Origin of the sequence: Bradyrhizobium sp. 153 (assembly GCF_023073835.1) — a bacterium.
GTDB lineage: Bacteria > Pseudomonadota > Alphaproteobacteria > Rhizobiales > Xanthobacteraceae > Bradyrhizobium.
Map to the genome: position 1 here is coordinate 120,801 of NZ_JADPKH010000027.1, position 22,569 is coordinate 143,369.

General features: G+C 64.5%; 20 protein-coding genes and 1 pseudogene. 8 read left to right on the top strand and 13 right to left on the bottom strand.

What is annotated here, in order from left to right:
• Positions 1-16: 16 nt before the first annotated feature.
• From radA to IVA91_RS06905, 6 genes are all read left to right on the top strand, one after another.
• Complete coding sequence (gene radA, locus IVA91_RS06880) at positions 17-1,462, top strand: DNA repair protein RadA (protein ID WP_247458481.1); 1,446 nt, start codon at positions 17-19, stop codon at positions 1,460-1,462.
• Between the two features lie 168 nt (positions 1,463-1,630).
• Positions 1,631-2,260: a CvpA family protein gene (locus tag IVA91_RS06885; protein ID WP_018317599.1), complete on the top strand. Its 630-nt coding sequence runs from the start codon at positions 1,631-1,633 to the stop codon at positions 2,258-2,260.
• A 27-nt stretch (positions 2,261-2,287) separates the two neighbouring features.
• Positions 2,288-3,811, top strand: a complete 1,524-nt coding sequence (purF, locus tag IVA91_RS06890; RefSeq protein ID WP_247281643.1) for an amidophosphoribosyltransferase — start codon at positions 2,288-2,290, stop codon at positions 3,809-3,811.
• A 150-nt stretch (positions 3,812-3,961) separates the two neighbouring features.
• Positions 3,962-4,702, top strand: coding sequence for an SDR family NAD(P)-dependent oxidoreductase (locus tag IVA91_RS06895; RefSeq protein ID WP_247420050.1), 741 nt, complete (start codon positions 3,962-3,964; stop codon positions 4,700-4,702).
• Between the two features lie 79 nt (positions 4,703-4,781).
• The gene (locus IVA91_RS06900) at positions 4,782-5,930 is read left to right on the top strand and encodes a hypothetical protein (RefSeq protein ID WP_247420051.1); all 1,149 of its coding nucleotides are present in this window, start codon (positions 4,782-4,784) and stop codon (positions 5,928-5,930) included.
• A gap of 168 nt (positions 5,931-6,098) precedes the next feature.
• Entirely contained in the window at positions 6,099-7,325 is a 1,227-nt protein-coding gene (locus IVA91_RS06905) for an ABC transporter substrate-binding protein (RefSeq protein ID WP_247420053.1), read from the top strand.
• 137 nt (positions 7,326-7,462) lie between these two features.
• Here the strand turns inward: IVA91_RS06905 and IVA91_RS06910 are convergent.
• The 6 genes and pseudogenes from IVA91_RS06910 to IVA91_RS06935 all read right to left on the bottom strand — a co-directional run bounded on the left by IVA91_RS06910 (position 7,463) and on the right by IVA91_RS06935 (position 13,846).
• Positions 7,463-8,718: pseudogene (locus tag IVA91_RS06910) on the bottom strand (TCR/Tet family MFS transporter).
• Positions 8,715-10,097 (bottom strand): ribosome biogenesis GTPase Der, encoded by a 1,383-nt coding sequence (gene der / locus IVA91_RS06915; protein WP_247458482.1) that lies wholly within the window; start codon positions 10,095-10,097, stop codon positions 8,715-8,717. The pseudogene IVA91_RS06910 and the gene der overlap by 4 nt, the downstream one beginning before the upstream one ends.
• Before the next feature lie 104 nt (positions 10,098-10,201).
• On the bottom strand, positions 10,202-10,744 hold the full coding sequence (locus tag IVA91_RS06920; RefSeq protein ID WP_247420060.1) for a hypothetical protein: 543 nt from the start codon (positions 10,742-10,744) through the stop codon (positions 10,202-10,204).
• A 31-nt stretch (positions 10,745-10,775) separates the two neighbouring features.
• Positions 10,776-11,429 (bottom strand): tetratricopeptide repeat protein, encoded by a 654-nt coding sequence (locus IVA91_RS06925; protein ID WP_247420063.1) that lies wholly within the window; start codon positions 11,427-11,429, stop codon positions 10,776-10,778.
• A gap of 166 nt (positions 11,430-11,595) precedes the next feature.
• Positions 11,596-13,188: a class I adenylate-forming enzyme family protein gene (locus IVA91_RS06930; protein ID WP_247420067.1), complete on the bottom strand. Its 1,593-nt coding sequence runs from the start codon at positions 13,186-13,188 to the stop codon at positions 11,596-11,598.
• A 73-nt stretch (positions 13,189-13,261) separates the two neighbouring features.
• The gene (locus tag IVA91_RS06935; protein WP_247420070.1) at positions 13,262-13,846 is read right to left on the bottom strand and encodes an NnrU family protein; all 585 of its coding nucleotides are present in this window, start codon (positions 13,844-13,846) and stop codon (positions 13,262-13,264) included.
• Between the two features lie 296 nt (positions 13,847-14,142).
• Here IVA91_RS06935 and IVA91_RS06940 point away from each other — a divergent pair, with 296 nt between their 5' ends.
• Positions 14,143-14,523, top strand: coding sequence for a GIY-YIG nuclease family protein (locus IVA91_RS06940; RefSeq protein ID WP_247420072.1), 381 nt, complete (start codon positions 14,143-14,145; stop codon positions 14,521-14,523).
• Between the two features lie 95 nt (positions 14,524-14,618).
• Here the strand turns inward: IVA91_RS06940 and IVA91_RS06945 are convergent, their stop codons facing one another.
• Both IVA91_RS06945 and IVA91_RS06950 read right to left on the bottom strand, forming a co-directional pair.
• Positions 14,619-15,197: a hypothetical protein gene (locus IVA91_RS06945; protein ID WP_247420076.1), complete on the bottom strand. Its 579-nt coding sequence runs from the start codon at positions 15,195-15,197 to the stop codon at positions 14,619-14,621.
• Positions 15,198-15,420: 223 nt separating this feature from the next.
• Entirely contained in the window at positions 15,421-17,043 is a 1,623-nt protein-coding gene (locus IVA91_RS06950) for a peptide chain release factor 3 (protein WP_247281653.1), read from the bottom strand.
• A 157-nt stretch (positions 17,044-17,200) separates the two neighbouring features.
• On the opposite strand from IVA91_RS06950, the gene sugE reads away from it, so the two are divergent.
• Positions 17,201-17,515 carry a quaternary ammonium compound efflux SMR transporter SugE gene (gene sugE, locus IVA91_RS06955; protein ID WP_247304340.1) on the top strand — a complete coding sequence of 105 codons (315 nt, stop codon included), beginning with the start codon at positions 17,201-17,203 and terminating at the stop codon, positions 17,513-17,515.
• Here the strand turns inward: sugE and IVA91_RS06960 are convergent.
• From IVA91_RS06960 to IVA91_RS06980, 5 genes are all read right to left on the bottom strand, one after another.
• Entirely contained in the window at positions 17,508-18,515 is a 1,008-nt protein-coding gene (locus IVA91_RS06960) for an inorganic phosphate transporter (protein WP_247281655.1), read from the bottom strand. The two genes, sugE and IVA91_RS06960, sit on opposite strands and share 8 nt — an antisense overlap.
• 96 nt (positions 18,516-18,611) lie before the next feature.
• Complete coding sequence (locus IVA91_RS06965; RefSeq protein WP_247281656.1) at positions 18,612-19,256, bottom strand: DUF47 domain-containing protein; 645 nt, start codon at positions 19,254-19,256, stop codon at positions 18,612-18,614.
• A gap of 158 nt (positions 19,257-19,414) precedes the next feature.
• Entirely contained in the window at positions 19,415-20,383 is a 969-nt protein-coding gene (locus IVA91_RS06970) for a branched-chain amino acid ABC transporter permease (RefSeq protein ID WP_247420078.1), read from the bottom strand.
• A gap of 1 nt (position 20,384) precedes the next feature.
• Entirely contained in the window at positions 20,385-21,248 is an 864-nt protein-coding gene (locus IVA91_RS06975; RefSeq protein ID WP_247281658.1) for a branched-chain amino acid ABC transporter permease, read from the bottom strand.
• Between the two features lie 74 nt (positions 21,249-21,322).
• Positions 21,323-22,543 (bottom strand): ABC transporter substrate-binding protein, encoded by a 1,221-nt coding sequence (locus tag IVA91_RS06980; RefSeq protein WP_247420080.1) that lies wholly within the window; start codon positions 22,541-22,543, stop codon positions 21,323-21,325.
• Positions 22,544-22,569: the final 26 nt, after the last annotated feature.

A 22,569-nucleotide genomic window follows, 5' to 3' on the forward strand; every position in this document is an offset into this window, starting at 1 on the left:
CGACTCATTTCGTTCCATGGCCAAGAGCACCCTCTCCTTCGTCTGCCGGAACTGCGGCGCGGCCTATAATCGCTGGCAGGGCAAGTGCGAGTCCTGCGGCGAGTGGAACACGCTGGCCGAGGAGGACACCAGCGGCAGCGTGCCGGTGTCGATCCGTTCCAAACGCAAGGGACGGACGTTTGCGCTGGAGAGCCTTGCCGGAAGAAGCCCGGATGCGCCGCGTTTGTCGTCAGGGATGACCGAGCTCGACCGCGTCACCGGCGGCGGGTTCGTCCGCGGCTCGGTGCTGCTGGTCGGCGGCGATCCCGGCATCGGCAAATCCACCCTGCTGACGCAGGCGACCAGCCTGCTGGCGCGCGCCGGCCACCGCGTCGTCTACATCTCCGGTGAAGAGGCGGTCGCGCAGGTGCGCCTGCGCGCAGAGCGGCTTGGGCTGTCGGATGCGCCCGTGCAGCTCGCCGCCGAGACTTCGGTGGAGGACATCGTGTCGACGCTGTCGGAGGGCGCGGTCCCTCGGCTGATCGTGATCGACTCGATCCAGACGATGTGGACCGATACGGTGGAATCCGCGCCCGGCACCGTGACCCAGGTCCGTGCCTCGGCGCAGGCGCTGATCCGCTTTGCCAAGAAGACCGGTGCTGCCATCATCCTGGTCGGCCATGTCACCAAGGACGGCCAGATCGCCGGCCCCCGCGTGGTCGAGCACATGGTCGATGCCGTGATGTCGTTCGAGGGCGAAGGCTCGCAGCAATTCCGCATCCTCCGTGCCGTGAAGAACCGGTTCGGGCCGACCGACGAGATCGGCGTGTTCGAGATGACGGGCCTCGGCCTGCGCGAGGTCACCAACCCCTCCGAGCTGTTCCTGTCCGAGCGCGATCTCGGCACGCCCGGCACCGCCGTGTTCGCAGGAATCGAGGGCACAAGGCCCGTCCTGGTCGAATTGCAGGCACTCGTGGCCCCGACCTCGCTCGGCACCCCGCGCCGGGCCGTGGTCGGCTGGGACCCGAGCCGGCTCTCGATGGTGCTGGCGGTGCTCGAAGCCCATTGCGGGGTCAAGCTGTCCGGCCACGACGTCTATCTCAACGTCGCCGGCGGCCTGCGCATCAACGAGCCGGCGGCGGATCTGGCCGCTGCGGCGGCACTGGTGTCGTCGCTGGTTAATGCGCAGTTACCGACCGATGCCGTCTATTTCGGTGAGATCTCGCTGTCCGGCGTGGTTCGCCCCGTCGCGCAGACCCCAGCCCGGCTGAAGGAAGCGGCAAAACTCGGCTTCCAGCGCGCCGTGCTGCCCGAATCGGCCCGGGGTGAGACCAGCGCCGATGCCGGGTTGTCGCTGAACGCGGTCAACAGCCTGACGACATTGGTGGCCGAAATCGCCGCCCGCGGCTCGCGCCGGGGCGAATCGAACGGGCCGGCAGAGAAAAATGCCACACCGGCAAGATTCCGCCGTGGAGATGGTTAGCCAGAGGTGACGTCGGAGGCCCCCGCCGCTATACAGCCGTCACAAAAGCAGCATGGGATTGCGTGGTTGCGGCCTTGCCGGGAACGCCGTCTGCCCGTCTTTTAGGGCAGCGGCCAAACACCGATTCGCTAGAGCACCTTTGAGAGTACGAGCGGACCAGACCAGCCGATGCCAGTAACACTCCTCGACCTGATCCTGCTCGGTGTGATGCTGATTTCGGGCCTGCTCGCCATGGTCCGCGGCTTCATGCGCGAAATCCTGTCGATCGCAGCCTGGGGCGCTGCCGCGATCGTCACGCTGTACTCCTTCTCGAAGCTGCTGCCGACCGCCAAGACCTATTTCAACAACGACACTGTGGCGAGCGTGGTCGTGGTCGCCGGCGTATTCGTGGGCACCCTGGTCGTGGTCTCCGTGATCACGGTCCGAATCTCGGACATGATCCTGGATTCGCGCATCGGCGCGCTGGACCGCACGCTCGGCTTCCTGTTTGGCCTGGCTCGCGGGCTTTTGATCGTCGTGGTCGCCTTCCTGTTCTTCACCTGGCTGGTTCCAGACAAGCAGCGTCCGGACTGGGTTACAGGGGCGAAATCCCGCGTGGTGCTCCAGGGAACCGGGGATTGGCTGATGGCCCTCTTGCCCGACGACCCCGAGAACACCATCTTGAAGAGATTCAAGAAAAACAAACCAGATGATGATCAAGCTGAATCCGAGCAGCAGCCTTCGGGCAGTGGCGACGGATACAGTAAACCGGCTCGTGACAGCCTGAAAAAGCTGATCGAGAAACCTGCGGCGCGTTGATTGGCCCTAAAGAAAGGCGCGGACGAGATGCGACACCCTGACCAGGACGCCCAGCTTGATCTCGATCCAAGGGCCGGTTTGGGCCCGGCCGCTCTGGAGGTCCAGGACGATCTGGAGGGGGATACGCTGCGAGAGGAATGCGGCGTGTTCGGCATCTACGGCCACCCCGATGCCGCCGCCATCACCGCGCTCGGTCTTCACGCTCTTCAGCACCGCGGCCAGGAAGCCGCCGGCATCGTCTCCTACGACGGCAGCCGCTTTCACTCGGAACGCCGCCTCGGCCTCGTCGGCGACACCTTCTCCCGCCGCGAGGTGATCGACCGCCTGCCCGGCAATGTCGCGGTCGGCCATGTCCGTTACTCCACCACCGGCGCCACCATCCTGCGCAACGTGCAGCCGCTGTTCGCCGAGCTCAACGCCGGCGGTCTTGCCGTCGCGCATAACGGCAACCTCACCAACGGCCTGACACTGCGCCGCGAGCTCGTGAAGAACGGCGCGATGATGCAGTCGACCACCGACACCGAGGTGATCCTGCATTTGGTTGCGCGCTCCAAGCGCAGCCGTTTCATCGAGCGCTATGTCGACGCGCTGCGCGAGATCGAAGGTGCCTATGCGCTGGTCTCGCTGACCAACAAGAAGCTGGTCGGCGCGCGCGATCCGCGCGGCATTCGTCCGCTCGTGCTCGGCGAGCTCGACGGCTGTCCGATCCTGACCTCGGAGACCTGCGCCCTCGACATCATCGGCGCGCGCTTCGTGCGCGACATCGAGCCCGGCGAAGTCATCGTGTTCGACGAGAACGGCCAGGACATCCACAAGCCGTTCCCGCCGATGGCGCCCCGCCCCTGCATCTTCGAATATATCTACTTCTCCCGTCCGGATTCCATCGTCCACGGCCGTTCGGTCTACGAGGTGCGCAAGAACTTCGGCGCGCAGCTCGCGCGCGAGAGCCACGTGCCGGTCGACGTCGTGGTGCCGGTGCCGGATTCCGGCGTGCCCGCGGCGGTCGGCTACAGCCAGTTCTCCGGCGTGCCGTTCGAGCTCGGCATCATCCGCAACCATTATGTCGGCCGTACCTTCATCCAGCCGACGCAGGCGATCCGCGAATCCGGCGTGCGCATGAAGCACTCGGCCAACCGCGCTGCGATCGAAGGCAAGCGCATCATCCTGATCGACGACTCCCTGGTGCGCGGCACCACCTCGAAGAAGATCGTGCGCATGATGCGCGATGCGGGTGCGACCGAAGTGCACTTCCGCCTCGCTTCGCCGCCGATCCTCTATCCCGATTATTACGGCATCGACCTGCCCGACCGCGGCGGCCTGCTCGCGGCGACGCATTCGCTGGAGGAGATGCGCGAGATCATCGGCGCCGACTCGCTCGCCTTCCTGTCGATCGATGGCATGTACCGCGCCATGGGCGAACCGGGCCGCGATCCCGCCAATCCGAAATTCTCGGACCACTGCTTCACCGGTGCGTATCCGACCCATCTCACCGACCAGACCCAGACCGAGCCGCAGCCGCGGCAGCTCTCGCTGCTGGCCGAGGCGAGCTGACCACTGTCATTCCGGGGCGCGCGCAGCGCGAACCCGGAATCTCGAGATCGTGTCGTAAGCTCTGGATTCCGGGGTCGGTCCTGCGGACCGCCCCGGAATGACGAGACCATGGGGGCTTGTCCCGGCCGTCCACGCCTGTAAAACCCCGCCATGACAAAACCCCTCGCCAACCGCATCGCTCTCGTCACCGGCGCCTCGCGCGGCATCGGCTATGCCACGGCCAAGGCCCTCGCTAAAGCCGGCGCGCATATCGTGGCGGTGGCGCGCACGCAGGGCGGGCTGGAGGAGCTCGACGACGAGATCCGGAAAGACGGCGGCAGCGCCACTTTGGTGCCGCTCAACCTCACCGATTCCGACGGCATCGCGCGGCTGGGCGCCGGCCTGCACGAGCGCTACGGCAAGCTCGACATCCTGGTGGGCAATGCCGGCGTGCTTGGCCCGTCCTCGCCGGTCGGCCATATCGAGCTGAAGGCCTTCAACGACGTGATGGCGGTGAACGTCTCCGCGAACTTCCAGCTGATCCGCTGCATGGAGCCGCTGCTGAAGCAGTCCGATGCCGGCCGCGCCGTGTTCATCACCTCGGGTGCCGCCAACAAGGCTACCGCCTATGTCAGCCCCTACGCGGCGTCCAAGGCCGCACTGGAAACGCTGGCCCGCGCCTGGGCGCAGGAGACCGCGAACACGAAACTGCGCGTCAACCTGTTCAACCCCGGCCCGGTCCGCACCCGCATGCGCGCCACCCTGATGCCGGGTGAGGATCCGGCGACGCTCGACACGCCCGAGCAGGTGGCCGAATTCATCGTGCCGATGTGCACGCCCGACTGGACCGAGACCGGCAAGTTCTACGATTACAAGACGCGCAGCCTGATGAGCTTCCGCGCGCCGGCCTGATTGACTCGGATGCCTCCCCGCGATTGACTGCCGCCGCTCAAACGGCAGCAAGCCGCAAAGCCAAAAAAGGGAGGTTGCCATGGCGCCATGGCATGATCGCGCAGGCTCTGCGCGTGCGCTCGCAAATGTCTCTCGAGCTTTCTTCGTTCTGATCGCAGCCAGCGCCTTCGCGCTTCCCGTTGCCGCAACCGCCGGCGAGGTCCCGACCTTCGCGGTCGATGCCTCCTGGCCAAAGCAGTTGCCGAACAACTGGATCCTCGGCCAGGTCGGCGGCATCACCGTCGATTGGCAGGGCCACATCTGGGTAATCCATCGCCCGCGCTCGCTGACCGACGACGAGAAAGGCGCGAGCCTTAATCCGCCGCGCTCGAAATGCTGCGTGTCGGCACCGCCCGTGCTCGAATTCGACAGCGATGGCAATCTGCTGCGGTCCTGGGGCGGTCCGGGCCAGGATTATGAATGGGTCGGCCGCGAGCACGGGATCGAGGTCGACGAGCGCGGCTTCGTCTGGGTCGGCGGCAATGCCGACAACGACAACGCGATCCTGAAGTTCACGCTCGATGGCAAGTTCGTCGCCCAGATCGGCAAATTCGCGCCGAGCCTCGGCAGCAACGACACGACGCAGCTCGGCAAACCCGCTGAGACTGCGATCGACAAAGAGGCAAACGAGATCTACGTCGCCGACGGCTACGGCAACCGCCGCGTCATCGTGTTCGACGCGACGACGCTCGCCTACAAGCGGCACTGGGGCGCCTATGGCAACAAGCCTGATGACGCCAAGCAGGCACCCTACGATCCCAAGGCGCCGGCGGCTCAGCAATTCGGCAACCCGGTCCATTGCGTGAAGCTCGCCAATGACGGACTGGTTTACGTCTGCGATCGCATCAACAACCGTATCCAGGTGTTCCGGAAGGACGGCAGCTTCGTGAAGGAGTTCTTCTACGAGAAGAACACGCTCGGCAACGGCGCCGTCTGGGACGTCGCGATCTGGCCTGATCCGAAGCAGACCTATTTGCTCACTGCCGATGGCGAGAACAACGAGATCAGGGTGATCAAGCGCGAGGACGGCAGCGTGGTCGGCAGCTTCGGGCACAACGGCCGCAACGCCGGCCAATTCCACTGGGTGCACGCCATGGCGATCGACGGCAAGGGTAACGTGTATACCGCCGAGGTTGACACCGGAAAGCGCATCCAGAAGTTCAGGCTGACATCGGACGCGCTCAAATAGCGACTTGACGCATTTTGCCCAAAAGTTAACCGATGGATGACGCTACGACGCAGCGTCATCCGGCTTTAGGCGCATTGCCGCCGGCCATGGGACAGGCTAGAGCCAACAGCCGGAAACAAGGCTCCGCAAGAGAGCCGTCCGCATATTTGACAATGGAGGGAACCTTTCATGACCACGACATTCGCGCGCCGGTCGGCGGCGCTTCTGGCCTGTGCCGCTTTCGGTTTTGCCACATCCGCCTACGCCCAGGACAAGACCGTCAAGATCGGCGTGCTCAACGACATGTCGAGCCTCTATGCCGACATCGGCGGCCCGAACTCCGTGGTCGCAATCAAGATGGCTGTCGAGGATTCCGGCCTGCTCAAGAAGGGCTGGAAAATCGACGTCGTCAGCGGCGACCATCAGAACAAGCCTGACGTCGGGGTCAACATCGCCCGACAATGGATCGATACCGAGAAGGTCGACGCCATCGCCGACACGCCGAATTCCGGTGTGGCGCTCGCGGTCAGCAATGTCGTCAAGGAGAAGAACACGGTGCTGCTCAATTCGGGCGCGGCCACTGCTGACCTGACGGGCAAGGCTTGCACGCCGAACACGATCTCGTTCACTTACGACACCTACATGCTCGCCAACGGCACCGGCAAGGCGCTCACGAAAGCGGGCGGTGATACCTGGTTCTTCCTGACCGCCGATTATGCATTTGGTCATGCGCTCGAGCGCGACACCAGCGCGGTCGTCACCGCCAATGGGGGCAAGGTGCTCGGTGGGGTCAAGCATCCGCTGAACACGGCCGACTTTTCGTCCTTCCTGTTGCAGGCGCAATCCTCCAAGGCCAAGGTGATTGGGCTCGCCAATGCCGGCGGCGACACCACCAACGCGATCAAGCAGGCCGCCGAGTTCGGGATCGTTCAGGGCGGCCAGAAGCTCGCCGCGCTGCTGCTCTTCATCAACGACGTGCACTCGCTCGGTCTGAAGACGGCGCAGGGACTGACCTTCACCGAATCCTTCTATTGGGACCTGAACGATCAGACCCGCGCCTGGTCGAAGCGCTTCTCGGCGCAGGCCAACAAGAACGCGATGCCTTCGATGACCCAGGCCGGCAATTACGCCATGGTGCTGCACTATCTCAAGGCGATGGAAGCGCTTGGCGGCAATCCGCATGACGGCGCCAAGGTCGTCGCCAAGATGAAGGAGCTGCCGACCGACGACCCGCTGTTTGGCAAGGGCCCGCTGCGCGAGGACGGGCGCCGCCTGATCCCCGCCTACCTGTTCGAGGTGAAGAAGCCCGAGGAATCGAAGGGGCCGTGGGACTATTACAAGCAGATCGCCACGATCGCGGCGGAAGACGCGGCCAAGCCGCTCAAGGACAGCGATTGCCCGCTGGTGAAGAAGTAGGCGAGGCAACGCTGCCGTAGGGTGGGCAAAGGCGCGTAAGCGCCGTGCCCACCTTCTCTCCGCGAATTGACGAAGCAGCGGTGGGCACGCTTCCGCCTTGGCTCTTCGAGCTACGGCGGACAAGCCGCTTTGCCACCCTACGAGACTGTCTTCGTCGCACCCAGCGACCGCACCGCGATCGCCACGCAGACCACCATCAGCACCGCCGCAAGCAGGAACGGCGCGCCGGGCAGATGCAGCGGCGCGCTGGCCCCGATGAAATAGGAAAATGTCAACGTGAACAGGAACGGGCCGACGAGCTGCGACACGCTCTGCACGCTCGCGGTCGCGCCCTGCAACTGGCCCTGCTGATCGGGTGCAACCAGCCGCGTCATCAGCGATTGCGAGGCGGCGCCGGAGATCCCCCATAGCGCCAAAACGGGAATGCCGAGCCAGGATAGCGGTCCGGTCGGCGCAGCGCCCAAGACCACAAAGCCGATCGCGCCACAACACAGGCCCAGCAGCAGCGCGTTCCGCTCGCCGAGCGCGCGCACAATCGGGCCGATGGCGAGTCCCTGCACCACCATGGCACAGATGCCGACCATGGCGAGCGTCAGCCCCACGGTCTTGGAATCCCAGCCGTAGCGATATGTCGCATAGAGCACGAAGGTCGAGGGCAACACGACATGCGCGACCTGCGCAATGAAATTGACGACCGACAAGGCGGCAAGCACCGCGTTGGACCGCAGCAGGTGCAGCGCGCCGACCGGATTGGCACTCCTCCAGCGGAACGGCGCACGCCTGTCGGGCGAAAGCGATTCCGGCAGGACGAAAAGCCCGTAGAGCGCATTGGCGAAGCTCAAGGCCGCCGAGGCCCAGAACGGCAGGCGTGGATCGATGTCGCCAAGCAGGCCGCCGAGCGCCGGGCCCAGGATGAAGCCGGCACCGAAGGCCGCGCCGATCCTGCCGAAGACCGCCGCGCGCCGCTCCGGCGGCGTGATGTCCGAGATATAGGCGAAGGCGGTCGAGATGCTCGCCGAGGTGATGCCAGAGATCACGCGGCCGATGAACAGCCAGACCAGCGACGGCGCCAGCGCCATCAGCACGTAGTCGGCCGCAAGCCCGAAATTCGACAGCAGCACCACGGGCCGCCGCCCGAAGCGATCCGACAGCGCGCCGAGCAGTGGCGAGAACACGAACTGCATCAGCGCCCAGCGGTGCCGAACAGGCCGAAGATGCGGGCCGCGTGCGCGGTGTCGTTGTCGACGAAGCTCTCGATCAACTTCGGCAGGATCGGCATGATCACGCCGAGTGCCAGCATGTCGAGCAGGATGGTGACGAAGATGAAGGCGACGGCACCACGCCGGACCGGCGCGGCGCTCTGCGCCATCGCCTCGCCCCTCTCCCCGCTCACGACGGCCGCTTGCGCTTATGCGCGAAGGGATTGGCCTTCTCGCGCAGGGTGATGCGCACCGGAGTACCCGGCAGCTCGAAAGTCTCGCGCATGGAATTGGTGAGGTAGCGCAAGTAGGACTGCGGCACCGCATCGGCACGCGAGCAGAACAGCACGAAGCTCGGCGGGCGCGCTTTCGTCTGGGTGATGTAGTTCAGCTTCAGCCTGCGGCCGGACACCGCGGGCGGCGGATTGGCCTGGATCGCCTGCTCGAACCAGCGATTGAGCGCGGCCGTCGGCACCCGACGGTTCCAGATCGCGTAGGCGTCCTGGATCGCGTGCATCAGGCGGTCGATGCCCTCGCCCATCAGGCCTGATACGGCGACGATTGGCACCCCCTTGAGCTGTGGCAGCCAATGGTCGGCATCACGGCGCAGGCCCGAGATCGCGCCGCCGCCCTTGGTCTCCATCAGGTCCCATTTGTTGACGGCGAGCACGACCGCCCTTCCCTCACGCTCGACCAGATCGGCGATGCGAAGATCCTGCTCCTCGAAGCGGTTCTGCGTGTCCATCATCAGCACGACGACTTCGGCAAAGCGCACCGCGCGCAGCGCGTCGGCCACCGAGAGCTTTTCCAGCTTCTGCTCGATGCGCGAGCGACGGCGCAGGCCTGCGGTGTCGAACACGCGGAAATCGCGGCCCTTCCAGTTGATCTCCACTGCAATAGAATCGCGTGTGGTGCCGGCTTCCGGGCTGGTCAGCAGGCGCTCCTCGCCGAGCAGATGGTTGATCAGCGTCGACTTGCCGGCATTGGGCCGGCCGACGATAGCGACCCGGATCGGGCGCGTCGCTGCCTCTTCTTCGGAAAGCTGTTCGTCGTCCTCGTCTTCGTCGTCGTCAACGGGCGCGGGCATCAGCTTAGCCAAGGCATCGTAAAGCTCGCCCATGCCCTCGCCATGCTCGGCCGAGATCTGGATGGGATCGCCGAGGCCGAGAGCAAAGGCCTCCATTGCCCCTGCATCACCATGCTTGCCTTCGCTCTTGTTGGCGACCAGCAGCACCGGCTTATTGGCCTTGCGGGCGAAATCCGCGAAAGCGCGATCGGTGGGCGTCAGGCCGATGCGGGCATCGATCACGAAGAACAGCGCGTCGGCCTGCGCGATCGCGGTCTCGGTCTGCTCCTGCATGCGCGCCGTCAGCGAGCCCTTGGCGCCCTCGTCGAGACCGGCGGTATCGATGATGGTGAATTCGAGATCGCCGAGTCTCGCCTCGCCCTCGCGGCGGTCGCGGGTGACGCCCGGGAGGTCATCGACGAGCGCCAGCTTCTGTCCGACCAGGCGGTTGAACAGCGTCGATTTGCCGACATTGGGCCGGCCGATGATGGCGATCGTGAAGGGCATCAGTCATTCGTGCGCTGCCGGAGCCGCGTCTGTCAATGCAGTGAAAGTAATTGTTTGAGCATGATCTTTTCGGAAAACCGCTTCACACTTTTCCGGATCATGCTCTAGCGCGAGAAGCTGCCACTCGGCAGCGGCGCCGGGAAAGCGCCCTGCGATTGCTGCTGCGTGGTCTGGGTCGGTTGCGCCTGCTGGACCGGCTGATCCGGCGGCGGCGCGGTGGTGCGCTTGCGGACGATCTTATGCTTGGGCGACGGAGCGGCGGTAGGCGGCGCAGCCTCCGGCTGGGCCTCGCCATCGACCTCGGCGCCAGCGGGCGCGGTGGCCGTAGCGGCTGGCTGCCTGGACTTCGTCGCCTTTGCCCCCTTCGCAGGCTTGGCCGGCTCGGGCGGCGGCTCCGCGGGCAGAGCCGCGACGGCAGGCGCGTTCGGATCGGGCTGCTGCTGCGCACCCTTGTACATCTCCTTCGGCACGCCCTGCTCGAGGCCCGGCACCCCCTCCGGGAAGACCGGCTTGCGGTCGCCTGGCAGCTTCTTCTTGGTGTCGAGGAAGTCGAGCATGTCGCTTGGATCGAAGCTGGAGCAGCCGCCCAGGACGCCCGTGAAGGCGATCAGGACGGCGGCTGCGATCAAGCGTGGCGTGCGGCGCATCTTGTGTCTCGTTTGCGTCAGAGGGCCGTCGTCAGCTCTTGGCGACGGGCGGCAGCAGAGCCTGGAGCGCCTCGGCGCGCGAGCGCAGGCCGGGCGGTGTTTCGCCGTCCTCGGCAATCGCGTCGAGCCATTTGCGGGCCGCGGTCATGTCGTTGTTGCGCCAGGCCGACAACGCCAGCATCTCGCGGGCACTGTGGCGGAAGGTCGATTTGGGCGCGGCGGAGGCGTCCAGCCGTTGCTGCATGTCGGCGTAGCTGGCGCTGTCGAGGAGCAAGCCGGCCGCGCGGATCTTGGCCAGATCCTGCCACTCGCCGCCGACGCCGCGGTCGGCGGCAATGTCGTCATACATCTTCGCGGCGGCCTTGGGATCGCGGGCAGCGGCCTCTGCCGCAGCGCGCAGCCGCGCCAGGGTGCGATAGCCGGACGGGGCCTTGGCGGCGAGCTCGGTGAAGGCCTTCTCGGCGTCGCCGTGCTTGTCCTGCTCGGACAGCTCGACGGCCTCCTCGAAGGCGGCGCCGGCCTCGGCGGCCTTCTTGGCCTCCAGATATTGGTAGCCACGCCAGCTAGCGACGGCGGCCACGATCAGCACCATCAGAGCGATGAAGTAGATCGAATACTTGTCCCACAGCTTCTTGAGCTGTTCGCGACGGACTTCCTCGTCGACTTCGTCAAATAATTCAGACACTTATGCTAATCCCATGCCCGTCCGGGTGCGCGCGCCAAAGCATTCGCGTCAGGAATCCCGTCCCCGTGTGGCGGCGAGGTACCCTAACGATATGGCGGTGGCAAGGCAAAGCCAGCTCGATCAAGGCGTTAACCACTCCGGGACAGCCCGGAGCCGCCTGTCTGGCTCAGCTTCCGAGCAGCTCCCGCAACTGCCGCTTCAGCACCTTGCCATTGGCATTCCGCGGCAATGGCTCGGCGGTGATCGCCACGGTCTCGGGGACCTTGTAGTCGGACAGCCGCTCCGCGCACCAGGCCCGCAGGGCCTCGCTGGCAACCGGGCTGCGCGTCACCACTACCGCATGGACGCGTTCGCCCAGCACCGGGCAGGCCCTGGCGATGATCGCGCTCTCGACCACCGCGGGATGGCCGGCGAGCACGGATTCGACCTCGGCCGAATAGATCTTCAGGCCGCCGCGATTGATCATGTCCTTCTGCCGGTCGAACACGCGGACAAACCCTTCCGCGTCGACGGAGCCGAGATCGCCGGAGTGCCAGAAGCCGCCTGTGAAGCTTTCGGCCGTGGCCTTCGGGTTGTTCCAATAGCCCTTGATGACGGAGGCACTCTGGATCCAGAGCTCGCCGATCTCCCCAGGCGGCAGTTCGCGCCCACCGGTGTCCATCGCGACGATGCGCGCGCCCGGGCACGGCAGGCCGACGCTGTCGATATGGCTCTGCGTCAGCTTGCCCGGCATGATGGTCGAGGGCGAGGTCGTCTCGGTCGCGCCGTAACAATTCATCAGCTTCAGGCCGGGGATCTTCGCCTTGAGCTTCTCAATGGTCGCGACCGGCATCGGCGCGCCGCCAAAGCCGCCGATGCGCCAGCTCGACAGATCGTAGTTGTCGAAATCTGGTTGCAGCAGGCAAAGATTATACATCGCCGGCACCATCACCGTGTAGGTGACGCGCTCGCGCGCAGCGAGCTTGAGATAGTCGGCCGCCTTGAACTCCGGCATGATGATCAGCGCGCCTGCGCAGCGGATCATGGTCGTGACGTTGGCAACAACGCCGGTGACGTGGCCGAGCGGCACCGCGGCGATCGAGCGATCCGCCGCCGTCAATTGCAGGCAGGACACGAACACCATCGAGGAATGGATGATGTTGCAATGGGCCAGCATCGCGCCCTTCGGCTTGCCCGTCGTGCCCGAGGTGTAGAGGATCATCGCGGTGTCCTCCTCATTCACCTCGACCGGGGCAGGCGCCGACGCATTGTCAGCGAGAGCGGAGAAGCGCGACCGGGCCGGATCGTCGTCAATGGCGATGCGGTGGATCACATCGGGCACATCCTGCGCATCGGGCAGCCGCTCGGCGAGCGCCGCCTCGTGGATCAGGACCTTCGCGCCGCAATCCGTGAGCACATAGGCGATCTCCGGCTTCTGCTGGCGCGTGCTGAGCAGCACCGTGACCAGTCCCTCATGCGCGGCGGCGAACAGCAGGAGCGGAAATTCGATGCGGTTGCCGAGCAGGATGGCGACGCGGTCGCCGCGTTGCAGGCCGAGCTGGCGAAAGCCGGCCGCGATCCGCGCGGACTGCTCGACGGCTTGTCGCCAGCTCAGGCGGACGTCGCCGCAAATCAGCGCCTCGCCATCACCGTTGCGCGCGCAGGCTTCCGCGATCATGGCCCACAGGCTCGACGGCCGATCGCAAAATGCCGGCACCACCCGATCGCCAAAGCGCGCCTCGAACCGCATCGGCGGAATCTGAGATCGCGACCAATCCATCGAAGTGCCCTCGGCTTATTGCTCTTGCCAACTATCGCCCATGGACGTCCAGGCTTCGTCTTGTGCTGACCGGCTAGACGCCGATGACGGGAATACCGATTACGACCGGATGGAACGCGAAGGCCAGCGCGAGATAAGCGACAATTCCGACCGCGACCGCGATCAAATCGTTGGTGACACCGCCCACCGGGATCGGCGGACCGCCGGCATCGGTGCGGTGCTTGAGCGTGATACGATCATACACCGCCCAGCCCAGGAACGAGCCGAACAGAATGATGGAGCCGAGATCGCCATTGGCGAGCAGATGCGCGGCCGCCCACAGCTTGATGCCGGTCAGCATCGGATGCTTCAGTGTCGCATAGATGCGGCCGCGCAGGTACGAGGCCGCCACCAAGATGACGGCCGGCAGCATCAAGGCGAGCGTGATGTGCTTCAGCACCTTCGGCGGGTACCAGACGTCGATCCAGCCGGAGCTGCGATAATGGGCAAAGCCCCAGATGATCAGCGCGAGCCCCGCGAGCGAAACGAGCGAATAGACAATCTTGTAGGTCCCCTCGCCCAGCCTCGCGATCGCCTCTGCGCGCGCCTTTCGTTTCGTCGTGAAAATATGGGCCGCGAAAAACAGCACCAGCCCCAGGATCATGACCAGCAGACCCACGACATCCTCCCCCTCAAGCAGCCCCGCATCTGAAGTATCATCGATTGGCCGCCGCTCGCAACTCTCACCGCTCATGGTGAGGAGGCGCGAAAGCGCTGTCTCGAACCATGAAAGGCCCGTGCTGTTGCAGTTGAGCCTCGATCGTTCGAGACGCCGCCTGCGGCGGGCTCTCAGGATGAGGTCGGACTACGCGGCCGCCAATCCATACGGAGCCCTTGCACCAAACTGCAGATGCCCGTTAGCCTCATCCTGAGGAGCGCGCCCTTGCGCGCGTCTCGAAGGACGAGGCGTTCACGATGACCGAAGGAGCGTACCTCTACATTCTCAGATGCGCCGATGGCAGTTACTACATCGGCACAACGCGCACCGCGCTCGACATCAGGGTCGCGCAGCACAACGCCGGCACGTTCGAAGGCTATACAAAGGCGCGTCGACCCGTGACCTCGGTCTTCTCACAATGGTTCGATCGCATCACCGACGCGATCGAATGCGAACGCAAGCTCAAGAAATGGAGCCGCGCCAAGAAAGAAGCCTTCATGCGCGGCGATTTCGGCGGGCTCCATGAGTTGGCGAAGCGCGGAACACATCATCCTTCGAGACGCCCGCCTGCGGCGGGCCCTGAGGATGAGGAGCGGAGTTCGCGGCAGCGCTCTAGCCCCGACTCCGATGCCGATTAGCCTCATTCCCGGGATGAGGGCGCAGGTGTGGTAGCAGTTTCAACGGGCCCGACGCCAACTAGCCTCATCCTGCAGGATGAGGAGATAGAGCTGCGCTATTTGGCAAGCTCGCGATTGTCGACATAGCGGATCGCGATCGGCCTGCCCGCCAGCGCGCCGCCAAGGCCGCTGGTGAATTTCAGCGGCAGGCATGCATTCAGCGATGCGTTGATGGCATTGAGATAGGTCGTGCGAGTGTCGGCCGGCACGCCCGCGGTCGCGTATGTCAGGCGCGGCGGGCCGATCAGACCACCCGACTTGTTGAAGCTGAAGCGCACCGACATCTGCATGCCGGCGCGCGAATTGTCCGACGGCGGCGACCAGCAGCTGCGCAGCGCGGCGAAGAGGTCGCCGATCGTGTCGAGATCGTGATCCGGCCTCTGATATTTGGCACGATCGGCCTCGGACGGCACGCTCTCGATCGTAAGCTGGAGGTTCTGCCCGTAAGGATAGTCGATCTCGGGAATGCAGGGACCCTCTTCGAGTACGCTGCAATAGGACGGCGTGCAGGGCCCGCCATCGAGCACGCTGCAGGGCTCGTGCGAGAACGGGATGGGATTGATCTGCCGGGGCCGCGCGGCGGCGACACTCACGGCCAAGAAGGTCAGCAGCAGAACTAGGATTGCGCGCAGCATTGAGAAGCACCGCGATGAGCGACCACCATCATCTTGGGAGATCTTGCAGCGGCTTCAAGCCCATCTCGTGTTCACATGCGCGCGTTCAAACGCGGTTTCGTCGCCGGGCCGAACCCGCTCACTATTCCAGGGGATGGTTGTTGAGCCGAGAGGCGCGCTGGATGCTCCACCTTCGCGGGCATGACAGCTGAGGGGTGGCTGCACAGCGGAGGGGGTAGCCGCCCTACGCCTTCTTCTTGACGTCCTTGACGTTGGTGAACTCGATGCCCTCGGCGCGCTCGCGGGTGTAGCCGAGATAGAACTCGTTCCGCGCCAGATATACGGGATCACCGTCGACATCGTCGGCGATGCTCGAGGTGTTGGCGGCAATGAAGGTGTCGAGCTTCTTGCGGTCCTCTGAGGAGACCCAGCGTGCCAGCTGGAACTCGCTGACCTCGAACTCGACCGGAAGTGAATATTCCGCCTCCAGCCGCGCTTTGAGCACATCGAGCTGGAGCGCGCCGACGACGCCAACCAGCGCGGGCGCGCCGTCGCGCGGGCGGAACACCTGCACCACGCCCTCCTCCGACATCTGCTGTAGCGCTTCCTTCAGCTTCTTCGCCTTCATCGCGTCGGTGAGACGGACGCGGCGGACGATTTCCGGCGCAAAGCTCGGCACGCCGACGAAGTTGAAATCCTCGCCCTCGGTCAGCGTATCGCCGATTCGCAGCGTGCCGTGGTTGGGAATGCCGACGACGTCGCCGGCAAAGGCCTCATCCGCAACCGAACGATCCTGCGCGAAGAAGAATTGCGGGCTCGACAGCGGCATGCTCTTGCCGGTGCGCACCAGCTTGGCCTTCATGCCGCGGCTGAGCTTGCCCGAGCAGAGCCGCGCAAACGCGATGCGGTCACGATGGTTCGGATCCATGTTGGCCTGGATCTTGAATACAAAGGCGCTCATGCGCGGATCGGTGGCCTCGACCTTGCGCTGGTCGCTGTCCTGCGCGCGCGGCTCGGGCGCGAACTTGCCGAGGCCCTCCAGGAGGTCGCCGACGCCGAAATTGCGCAGCGCGCTGCCGAAATAAACCGGCGTCAGATGGCCCTCGCGGAACGCTTCGAGCTCGAACGGTTTTGACGCTTCGGTGACGAGATCGAGCTCGTCCTTCACCGCGGACACGTCCAGATTGGCATTGAGCTTGGCGAGCTCTTCGATCTCGATCTGCTGCGCCGCGCCGGTCTTTGCGCCGCCGCCTTCGAGCAGGCGCACGCCGCCATTGACGACGTCATAAGTGCCGAGGAAGTCACGGCCGCGGCCGACCGGCCAGGTCATCGGCGTGGTGTCGAGCGCCAGCGTCTTCTCGATCTCGTCCAGCAGCTCGAAGACGTCGCGGCTCTCGCGGTCCATCTTGTTGATGAAGGTGATGATCGGGATATCCCGGAGACGACATACCTCGAACAGCTTTCGGGTGCGCGCCTCGATGCCCTTGGCGGCGTCGATCACCATCACGGCGGAATCGACCGCCGTGAGCGTCCGGTAGGTGTCTTCCGAAAAGTCCTCGTGGCCCGGAGTATCCAGCAGGTTGAAGACGAGGCCTTCGAACTCGAAGGTCATCACCGAGGTCACGACCGAGATGCCGCGCTCGCGCTCGATCTTCATCCAGTCGGAACGCGTGTTGCGGCGCTCGCCCTTGGCCTTGACCTGGCCGGCGAGGTTGATGGCGCCACCGAACAGCAGCAGCTTCTCGGTCAGCGTGGTCTTGCCGGCGTCGGGGTGGGAGATGATCGCAAAGGTCCGCCGCCGCGCCACTTCAGCGGCAAGCGGGGAACGGGCCGGCGATTCGGCTGCGGTGGCGACGATGTCGGACATGGCGGGAGCGTTTGGCAGGGAAACTGGGCCTGATCAAGCCTCATTTGGTGATTGCGTGGCCTTCCGGCCAGCCCCATATCGGCATTTGGGAAGGACGGCCTTCCCGTTCTCAGCACCTCAGTCGCGGGGACGACCCTGCCTAGAATGGAGGGTCGTCATGGCCTGGAGTATCCTGTTGATCGCCGGGCTTCTCGAGATCACCTGGGCGATCGGCCTGAAATACACCGAGGGCTTTACCAGGCCTGTTCCGTCCGTCGTCACGCTCGCGGCCATGGCCGGCAGCGTCATCTTGCTCGGACTCGCTCTCAAATCACTGCCCGTCGGAACCGCCTACGCTGTCTGGACCGGAATCGGCGCGGTCGGCACCGCGACGCTCGGCATCATCCTGTTCGGCGAGCCGGCCACGGCGTTCCGCCTCGCCAGCATCGGGCTCATCGTCGCCGGAATTGCCGGCCTAAAGTTCGTTACTTGACGAAGATCTTGACCACCCACCAGGTCAGCGCGGCGACGATGGCCGAGGCCGGGATCGTGATCACCCAGGCATAGACGATCGAGCTCGCAACGTTCCAGCGCACCGCCGAGACGCGGCGGGCGGCGCCGACGCCGACGATGGCGCCGGTGATGGTGTGGGTGGTCGAGACGGGAACGCCGAGGAAGGTCGCCATGAACAGGGTCGCAGCGCCCCCGGTCTCGGCGCAAAAGCCCTGCATGGGCGTCAATTTGGTGATGCGCAGGCCCATTGTGCGGACGATGCGCCAGCCGCCCATCAGCGTGCCCAGCGCCATCGCGGCCTGGCAGGACAGCACGACCCAGAACGGCACCGAGAATTCGCTGCCGAGATGACCCTGCGAATAGAGCAGCACCGCGATGATGCCCATCGTCTTCTGGGCGTCGTTGCCGCCATGGCCGAGCGAATAGAGCGAGGCGGAGGCGAATTGCAGGATGCGGAAGGCGCGATCGACGGCGAAGGGCGTCGAGCGCACCGAGGCCCAGGACACGATCGCCACCAGCATCATTGCGAGCAGGAAGCCGACCAGGGGCGACAGCACGATTGCCAGCACCGTCTTCGACAATCCGCTCCACACTGCCGCCGAAATGCCCGCCTTGGCCATGCCGCCGCCGACGAGCCCGCCGATCAGCGCATGCGAGGACGATGACGGGATGCCGAGCGCCCAGGTCACGAGGTTCCAGACGATGGCCCCGACCAAGGCCGCAAAGATCACTTGGGCGTCGACGATGGAGGGATCGATGATGCCGGTACCGATGGTCTGGGCGACGTGCAACCCGAACACCATGAAGGCGACGAAATTGAAGAACGCGGCCCAGAATACCGCAAATTGTGGCCGCAGCACGCGGGTCGAGACGATGGTCGCGATCGAATTGGCGGCGTCATGGAGCCCGTTCAAGAAATCGAACAGCAGCGCGACGGCGATCAAGCCGACCAGGACGGGAAGAGCCAACGCAGCATCCACAGCGGCCCTGCCTCAATTTTTTCGCATGATCTCCGCGCAAACGCGTTCAGCGCTTGTCGCGAAGGAAAACCGCGGCACATTTTTCCGGATCATGCGTTACACTTGCTCGATCACGATGCTGTTGATCTCGTTGGCGACGTCGTCGAAACGGTCGGCCACCTTCTCGAGATGGTCGTAGATCTCTGCGCCGACGATGAAATCCATCGCGTTGCCCGCGCGATGCTTGAGGAACAGCTCCTTCAGCCCGATGTCATGGAGGTCGTCGACGCGGCCCTCCAGCTTGCCCAGCTCTTCGGTGATCGCCGTCAGCATGGCGACGTTCGGGCCGATCGACTGCATCAGCGGCAGCGCGCGCCCGACCAGATTGGCGCATTCGATCAGAAGCCCGCCGATCTCGCGCATCGGCGGCTCGAAGGCGCGGACCTCGAACAGCATCACGGCTTTCGCCGTCTGCTGCATCTGGTCGATGGCGTCGTCCATCGAGGTGATCAGGTTCTTGATGTCGCCGCGGTCGAACGGAGTGATGAAGGTGCGGCGCACCGCCGTCAGCACTTCGCGGGTGATGTTGTCGGCGTCGTTCTCGAACTGGTTGACGCGCTGGCAATAGACCGGCGTTTCCTCGCCCCCGTTGAGCATGCTCTGGAGCGCGATCGAGCCCTGGATCACGGTCTGGGCATGACGGTCGAACAGGTCGAAGAACCGTTCCTCCTTGGGCAGGAAAGCACGAAACCATCGCATCATGGGGATAGGCTACCGGTTGGAAAAATGGCCTGGCCCGAATGGGCCGTCATGAAACTGTCATAGACCATTTTCGATCCACGCGCGTGTCATCTCACGCCCGCGGCGCCGGATCATCCACCGCTTTCGAGCGACCGGTAAACCGATTTTAAATCAGCTACTTAGAGCGATCGCCGGAAGTAATGCGCGATTTCGCCGATGACCCCGCGGCGGAAGGTAAGCACGCAGATCACGAAGATCGCGCCTTGGATCACCGTCACCCATTGGCCGAAGCCCGCCAGATATTGCTGCATGGCGATGATCACGAAGGCGCCGATCACGGGACCGAAGATGGTTCCGAGACCGCCGACCAGCGTCATCAGGACGACCTCGCCCGACATCGACCAGTGCACGTCGGTGAGCGAGGCGTTCTGCGCCACGAACACTTTCAGCGCACCGGCAAAGCCGGCCAGCGTGCCCGACAGGATGAAGGCCAGGAACTTGTACTGGTCGGTACGGTAGCCGAGCGAGATCGCCCGCGGCTCATTCTCGCGGATCGCCTTCAGGACCTCGCCGAACGGCGAGTTGATGATGCGGAAGATCAAGAGGAAGCCGGCGAGGAAGCCGACCAGCACGACATAGTAGAGCACGGTCGGCTTGGACAGATCGAGCACACCGAACATGTACCCTTGTGGAATGCCCTGGATGCCATCCTCGCCATGGGTGAACGGCGCCTGCAGGTAGATGAAATAAAGAAGCTGCGACAGCGCCAGCGTGATCATCGAGAAATAGATGCCCTGGCGACGGATCGAGATGTAGCCGGTCACGATCGACAGGACGAACGCGGCGGCGACGCCGACGAGGATGCCGAGCTCGGGCGGAAGCGCCCACACCTTCAGCGCATGTGCGCTGCAGTAGCCGGCAGTCCCCAGGAACATCGCGTGCCCGAACGACAGCAGGCCGCCATAGCCGACCAGCAGATTGAAGGCGCAGGCGAGCAGCGCAAAGCACAGCGCCTGCATCACGAAGAACGGATAGACTCCTGTGAACGGCACCGACGCCAAGAGCAGCGCCATCACTACGAACACGATCATCTCGTCGCGCACCGTGCGCGGGGTTACCGGCAGCGTGTCGTCCGTCAAGGCTGTCATATCAGGCCGCCCTTCCCGTCAATCCCGTTGGCTTCACCAAGAGCACCAGCACCATCAGCACGAACACGACGGTGTTGGAGGCCTCGGGGTAGAAATATTTGGTCAGGCCCTCGATCACACCGAGCGCAAAGCCGGTGATGATCGAGCCCATGATCGATCCCATGCCGCCGATCACGACTACCGCGAACACGACGATGATGAGGTCGGCGCCCATCAGCGGCCGCACCTGGTTGATCGGCGCCGAGAGCACGCCGGCGAGCGCGGCAAGGCCGACGCCGAGACCATAGGTCAGCGTGATCATGCGCGGCACGTTGACGCCGAAGGCGCGCACCAGCGTCGGGTTCTCGGTGGCGGCACGCAGGTAAGCGCCGAGCCGCGTCTTCTCGATTAGGAACCAGGTCGCAAGGCACACCACCAGGGAGAACACGACCACCCAGCCGCGATAGACGGGCAGGAACATGAAGCCGAGGTTCATGCCGCCCTTGAGCTGGTCCGGAATGGCGTAAGGCAGGCCGGAGGAGCCGAAATAGTTCTGGAACACGCCCTGCACGATCAGCGCGATGCCGAAGGTCAGGAGCAGGCCGTAGAGGTGGTCGAGCCCGGTCAGCCATTGCAGCATGGTCCGCTCCAGGATCATGCCGAAAATGCCGACGATGATGGGCGCCAGCAGCAACGCCCACCAATAATTGATGCCGCCGAGGTTCAGCAGGAAATAGGCGACGAAGGCGCCCATCATGTAGAGCGCGCCGTGGGCGAAATTGATGATGTTGAGCATGCCGAAGATCACGGCAAGCCCGAGACTGAGCAGCGCGTAGAACGAGCCGTTGATCAGTCCCACCAGTAGCTGAGCGTAAAGAGCCTGCATCGATCCCGCACCCGGTCCCTTCGGCGTTCCCTTAAAAAGTCGCCCGCAAGCCTGATGGCCTGCGGGCCGTCATCTTACTTCTTCAAGAGCGCGCACTTGCTCTCGGACAGCGGCGTAAAGGCCTGATCGCCCGGCACCGTGCCGACCAGCTTGTAGAAGTCCCACGGTCCCTTGGACTCCGAGGGCTTCTTCACCTCGAATAGATAGGCGTTGTGAATGGTGCGGCCGTTGGGCTGGATCTCGCCCTTGCCGAACAGATCGTCCTCGGTCGGCATCGACTTCATCTTCTCGACCACCTTGACGCCGTCATGCGGATTGCCGCCGAGCGCTTCGAGGGCCTTGAGATAGTGCCGCACGCCCGCATAGACGCCGGCCTGCACCATGGTCGGCGGCGCATTGTTCTTCATCTTCTCGGCGAAGCGCTTGGAGAACGCCCGGGTCTGGTCGTTCATGTCCCAATAGAACGTCTCGGTGAAGTTGAGGCCCTGCGCCGTCTCGAGGCCGATCGCCTTGACGTCGGTGAGGAAGAGCAGCAGCGCCGCCAGCTTCTGACCGCCCTTGACGATGCCGAACTCGGCCGCCTGCTTGATGGTGTTGGTGGTGTCGCCGCCGGCATTGGCCAGGCCGATGATCTTGGCCTTGGAGGCCTGCGCCTGAAGCAGGAACGAGGAGAAGTCCGGCGTGTTCAGCGGATGCTTGACGCCGCCGACCACCTTGCCGCCGTTGGCGGTGATGACCGCCGTGGTGTCGCGCTCGAGCGCCGCGCCGAAGGCGTAATCCGCGGTCAGGAAGAACCAGGTGTCGCCACCGGCCTTGACCAGCGCCTGGCCGGTGGTGTGGGCCAGCATGTAAGTGTCGTAGGTCCAGTGCACGGTATTGGGCGAGCACTGCGCGTTGGAGAGGTCCGAGGTCGCCGCACCGGAATTGATATAGACGCCGTTCTTTTCCTTGATGACGTTGTTGACGGCGAGCGCGACGCCCGAGTTCGGCACGTCGACGATGACGTCGACCTTGTCCACGTCGAACCATTGCCGCGCGATCGCAGTGCCGATGTCGGGCTTGTTCTGGTGATCGCCCGAGATGATGTCGATCTTCCAGCCCTTCGCCGCGAGGCCAGAATCCTCAACGGCCATCTGCGCGGCAAGCGTCGAGCCCGGCCCGCCGAGATCGGCGTAGAGGCCGGACTGATCGGATAGCGCGCCGATCTTGACGGTCTTGTCCTGCGCGGACGCGACACCTGTTGCGAAGGTGAGCGCGGTGGTCAGCAGCAATGACGCAATCGACCTGGTCTTCATGCAACTTTCCTTTTTGAATTTTTTCG

What these genes read in the sequence shown, in the direction of transcription:
- IVA91_RS06920 (WP_247420060.1), bottom strand. Translation starts at nt 10,744, where the DNA reads ATGCGCCGCACGCCACGCTTGATCGCAGCCGCCGTCCTGATCGCCTTC.
- IVA91_RS06945 (WP_247420076.1), bottom strand. Translation starts at nt 15,197, where the DNA reads ATGCTGCGCGCAATCCTAGTTCTGCTGCTGACCTTCTTGGCCGTGAGT.
- IVA91_RS06980 (WP_247420080.1), bottom strand. Translation starts at nt 22,543, where the DNA reads ATGAAGACCAGGTCGATTGCGTCATTGCTGCTGACCACCGCGCTCACC.
- IVA91_RS06885 (WP_018317599.1), top strand. Translation starts at nt 1,631, where the DNA reads ATGCCAGTAACACTCCTCGACCTGATCCTGCTCGGTGTGATGCTGATT.
- IVA91_RS06930 (WP_247420067.1), bottom strand. Translation starts at nt 13,188, where the DNA reads ATGGATTGGTCGCGATCTCAGATTCCGCCGATGCGGTTCGAGGCGCGC.
- der (WP_247458482.1), bottom strand. Translation starts at nt 10,097, where the DNA reads ATGCCCTTCACGATCGCCATCATCGGCCGGCCCAATGTCGGCAAATCG.
- IVA91_RS06895 (WP_247420050.1), top strand. Translation starts at nt 3,962, where the DNA reads ATGACAAAACCCCTCGCCAACCGCATCGCTCTCGTCACCGGCGCCTCG.
- IVA91_RS06970 (WP_247420078.1), bottom strand. Translation starts at nt 20,383, where the DNA reads ATGACAGCCTTGACGGACGACACGCTGCCGGTAACCCCGCGCACGGTG.
- sugE (WP_247304340.1), top strand. Translation starts at nt 17,201, where the DNA reads ATGGCCTGGAGTATCCTGTTGATCGCCGGGCTTCTCGAGATCACCTGG.
- radA (WP_247458481.1), top strand. Translation starts at nt 17, where the DNA reads ATGGCCAAGAGCACCCTCTCCTTCGTCTGCCGGAACTGCGGCGCGGCC.
- IVA91_RS06965 (WP_247281656.1), bottom strand. Translation starts at nt 19,256, where the DNA reads ATGATGCGATGGTTTCGTGCTTTCCTGCCCAAGGAGGAACGGTTCTTC.
- IVA91_RS06975 (WP_247281658.1), bottom strand. Translation starts at nt 21,248, where the DNA reads ATGCAGGCTCTTTACGCTCAGCTACTGGTGGGACTGATCAACGGCTCG.
- IVA91_RS06950 (WP_247281653.1), bottom strand. Translation starts at nt 17,043, where the DNA reads ATGTCCGACATCGTCGCCACCGCAGCCGAATCGCCGGCCCGTTCCCCG.
- purF (WP_247281643.1), top strand. Translation starts at nt 2,288, where the DNA reads ATGCGACACCCTGACCAGGACGCCCAGCTTGATCTCGATCCAAGGGCC.
- IVA91_RS06905 (WP_247420053.1), top strand. Translation starts at nt 6,099, where the DNA reads ATGACCACGACATTCGCGCGCCGGTCGGCGGCGCTTCTGGCCTGTGCC.
- IVA91_RS06940 (WP_247420072.1), top strand. Translation starts at nt 14,143, where the DNA reads ATGACCGAAGGAGCGTACCTCTACATTCTCAGATGCGCCGATGGCAGT.
- IVA91_RS06900 (WP_247420051.1), top strand. Translation starts at nt 4,782, where the DNA reads ATGGCGCCATGGCATGATCGCGCAGGCTCTGCGCGTGCGCTCGCAAAT.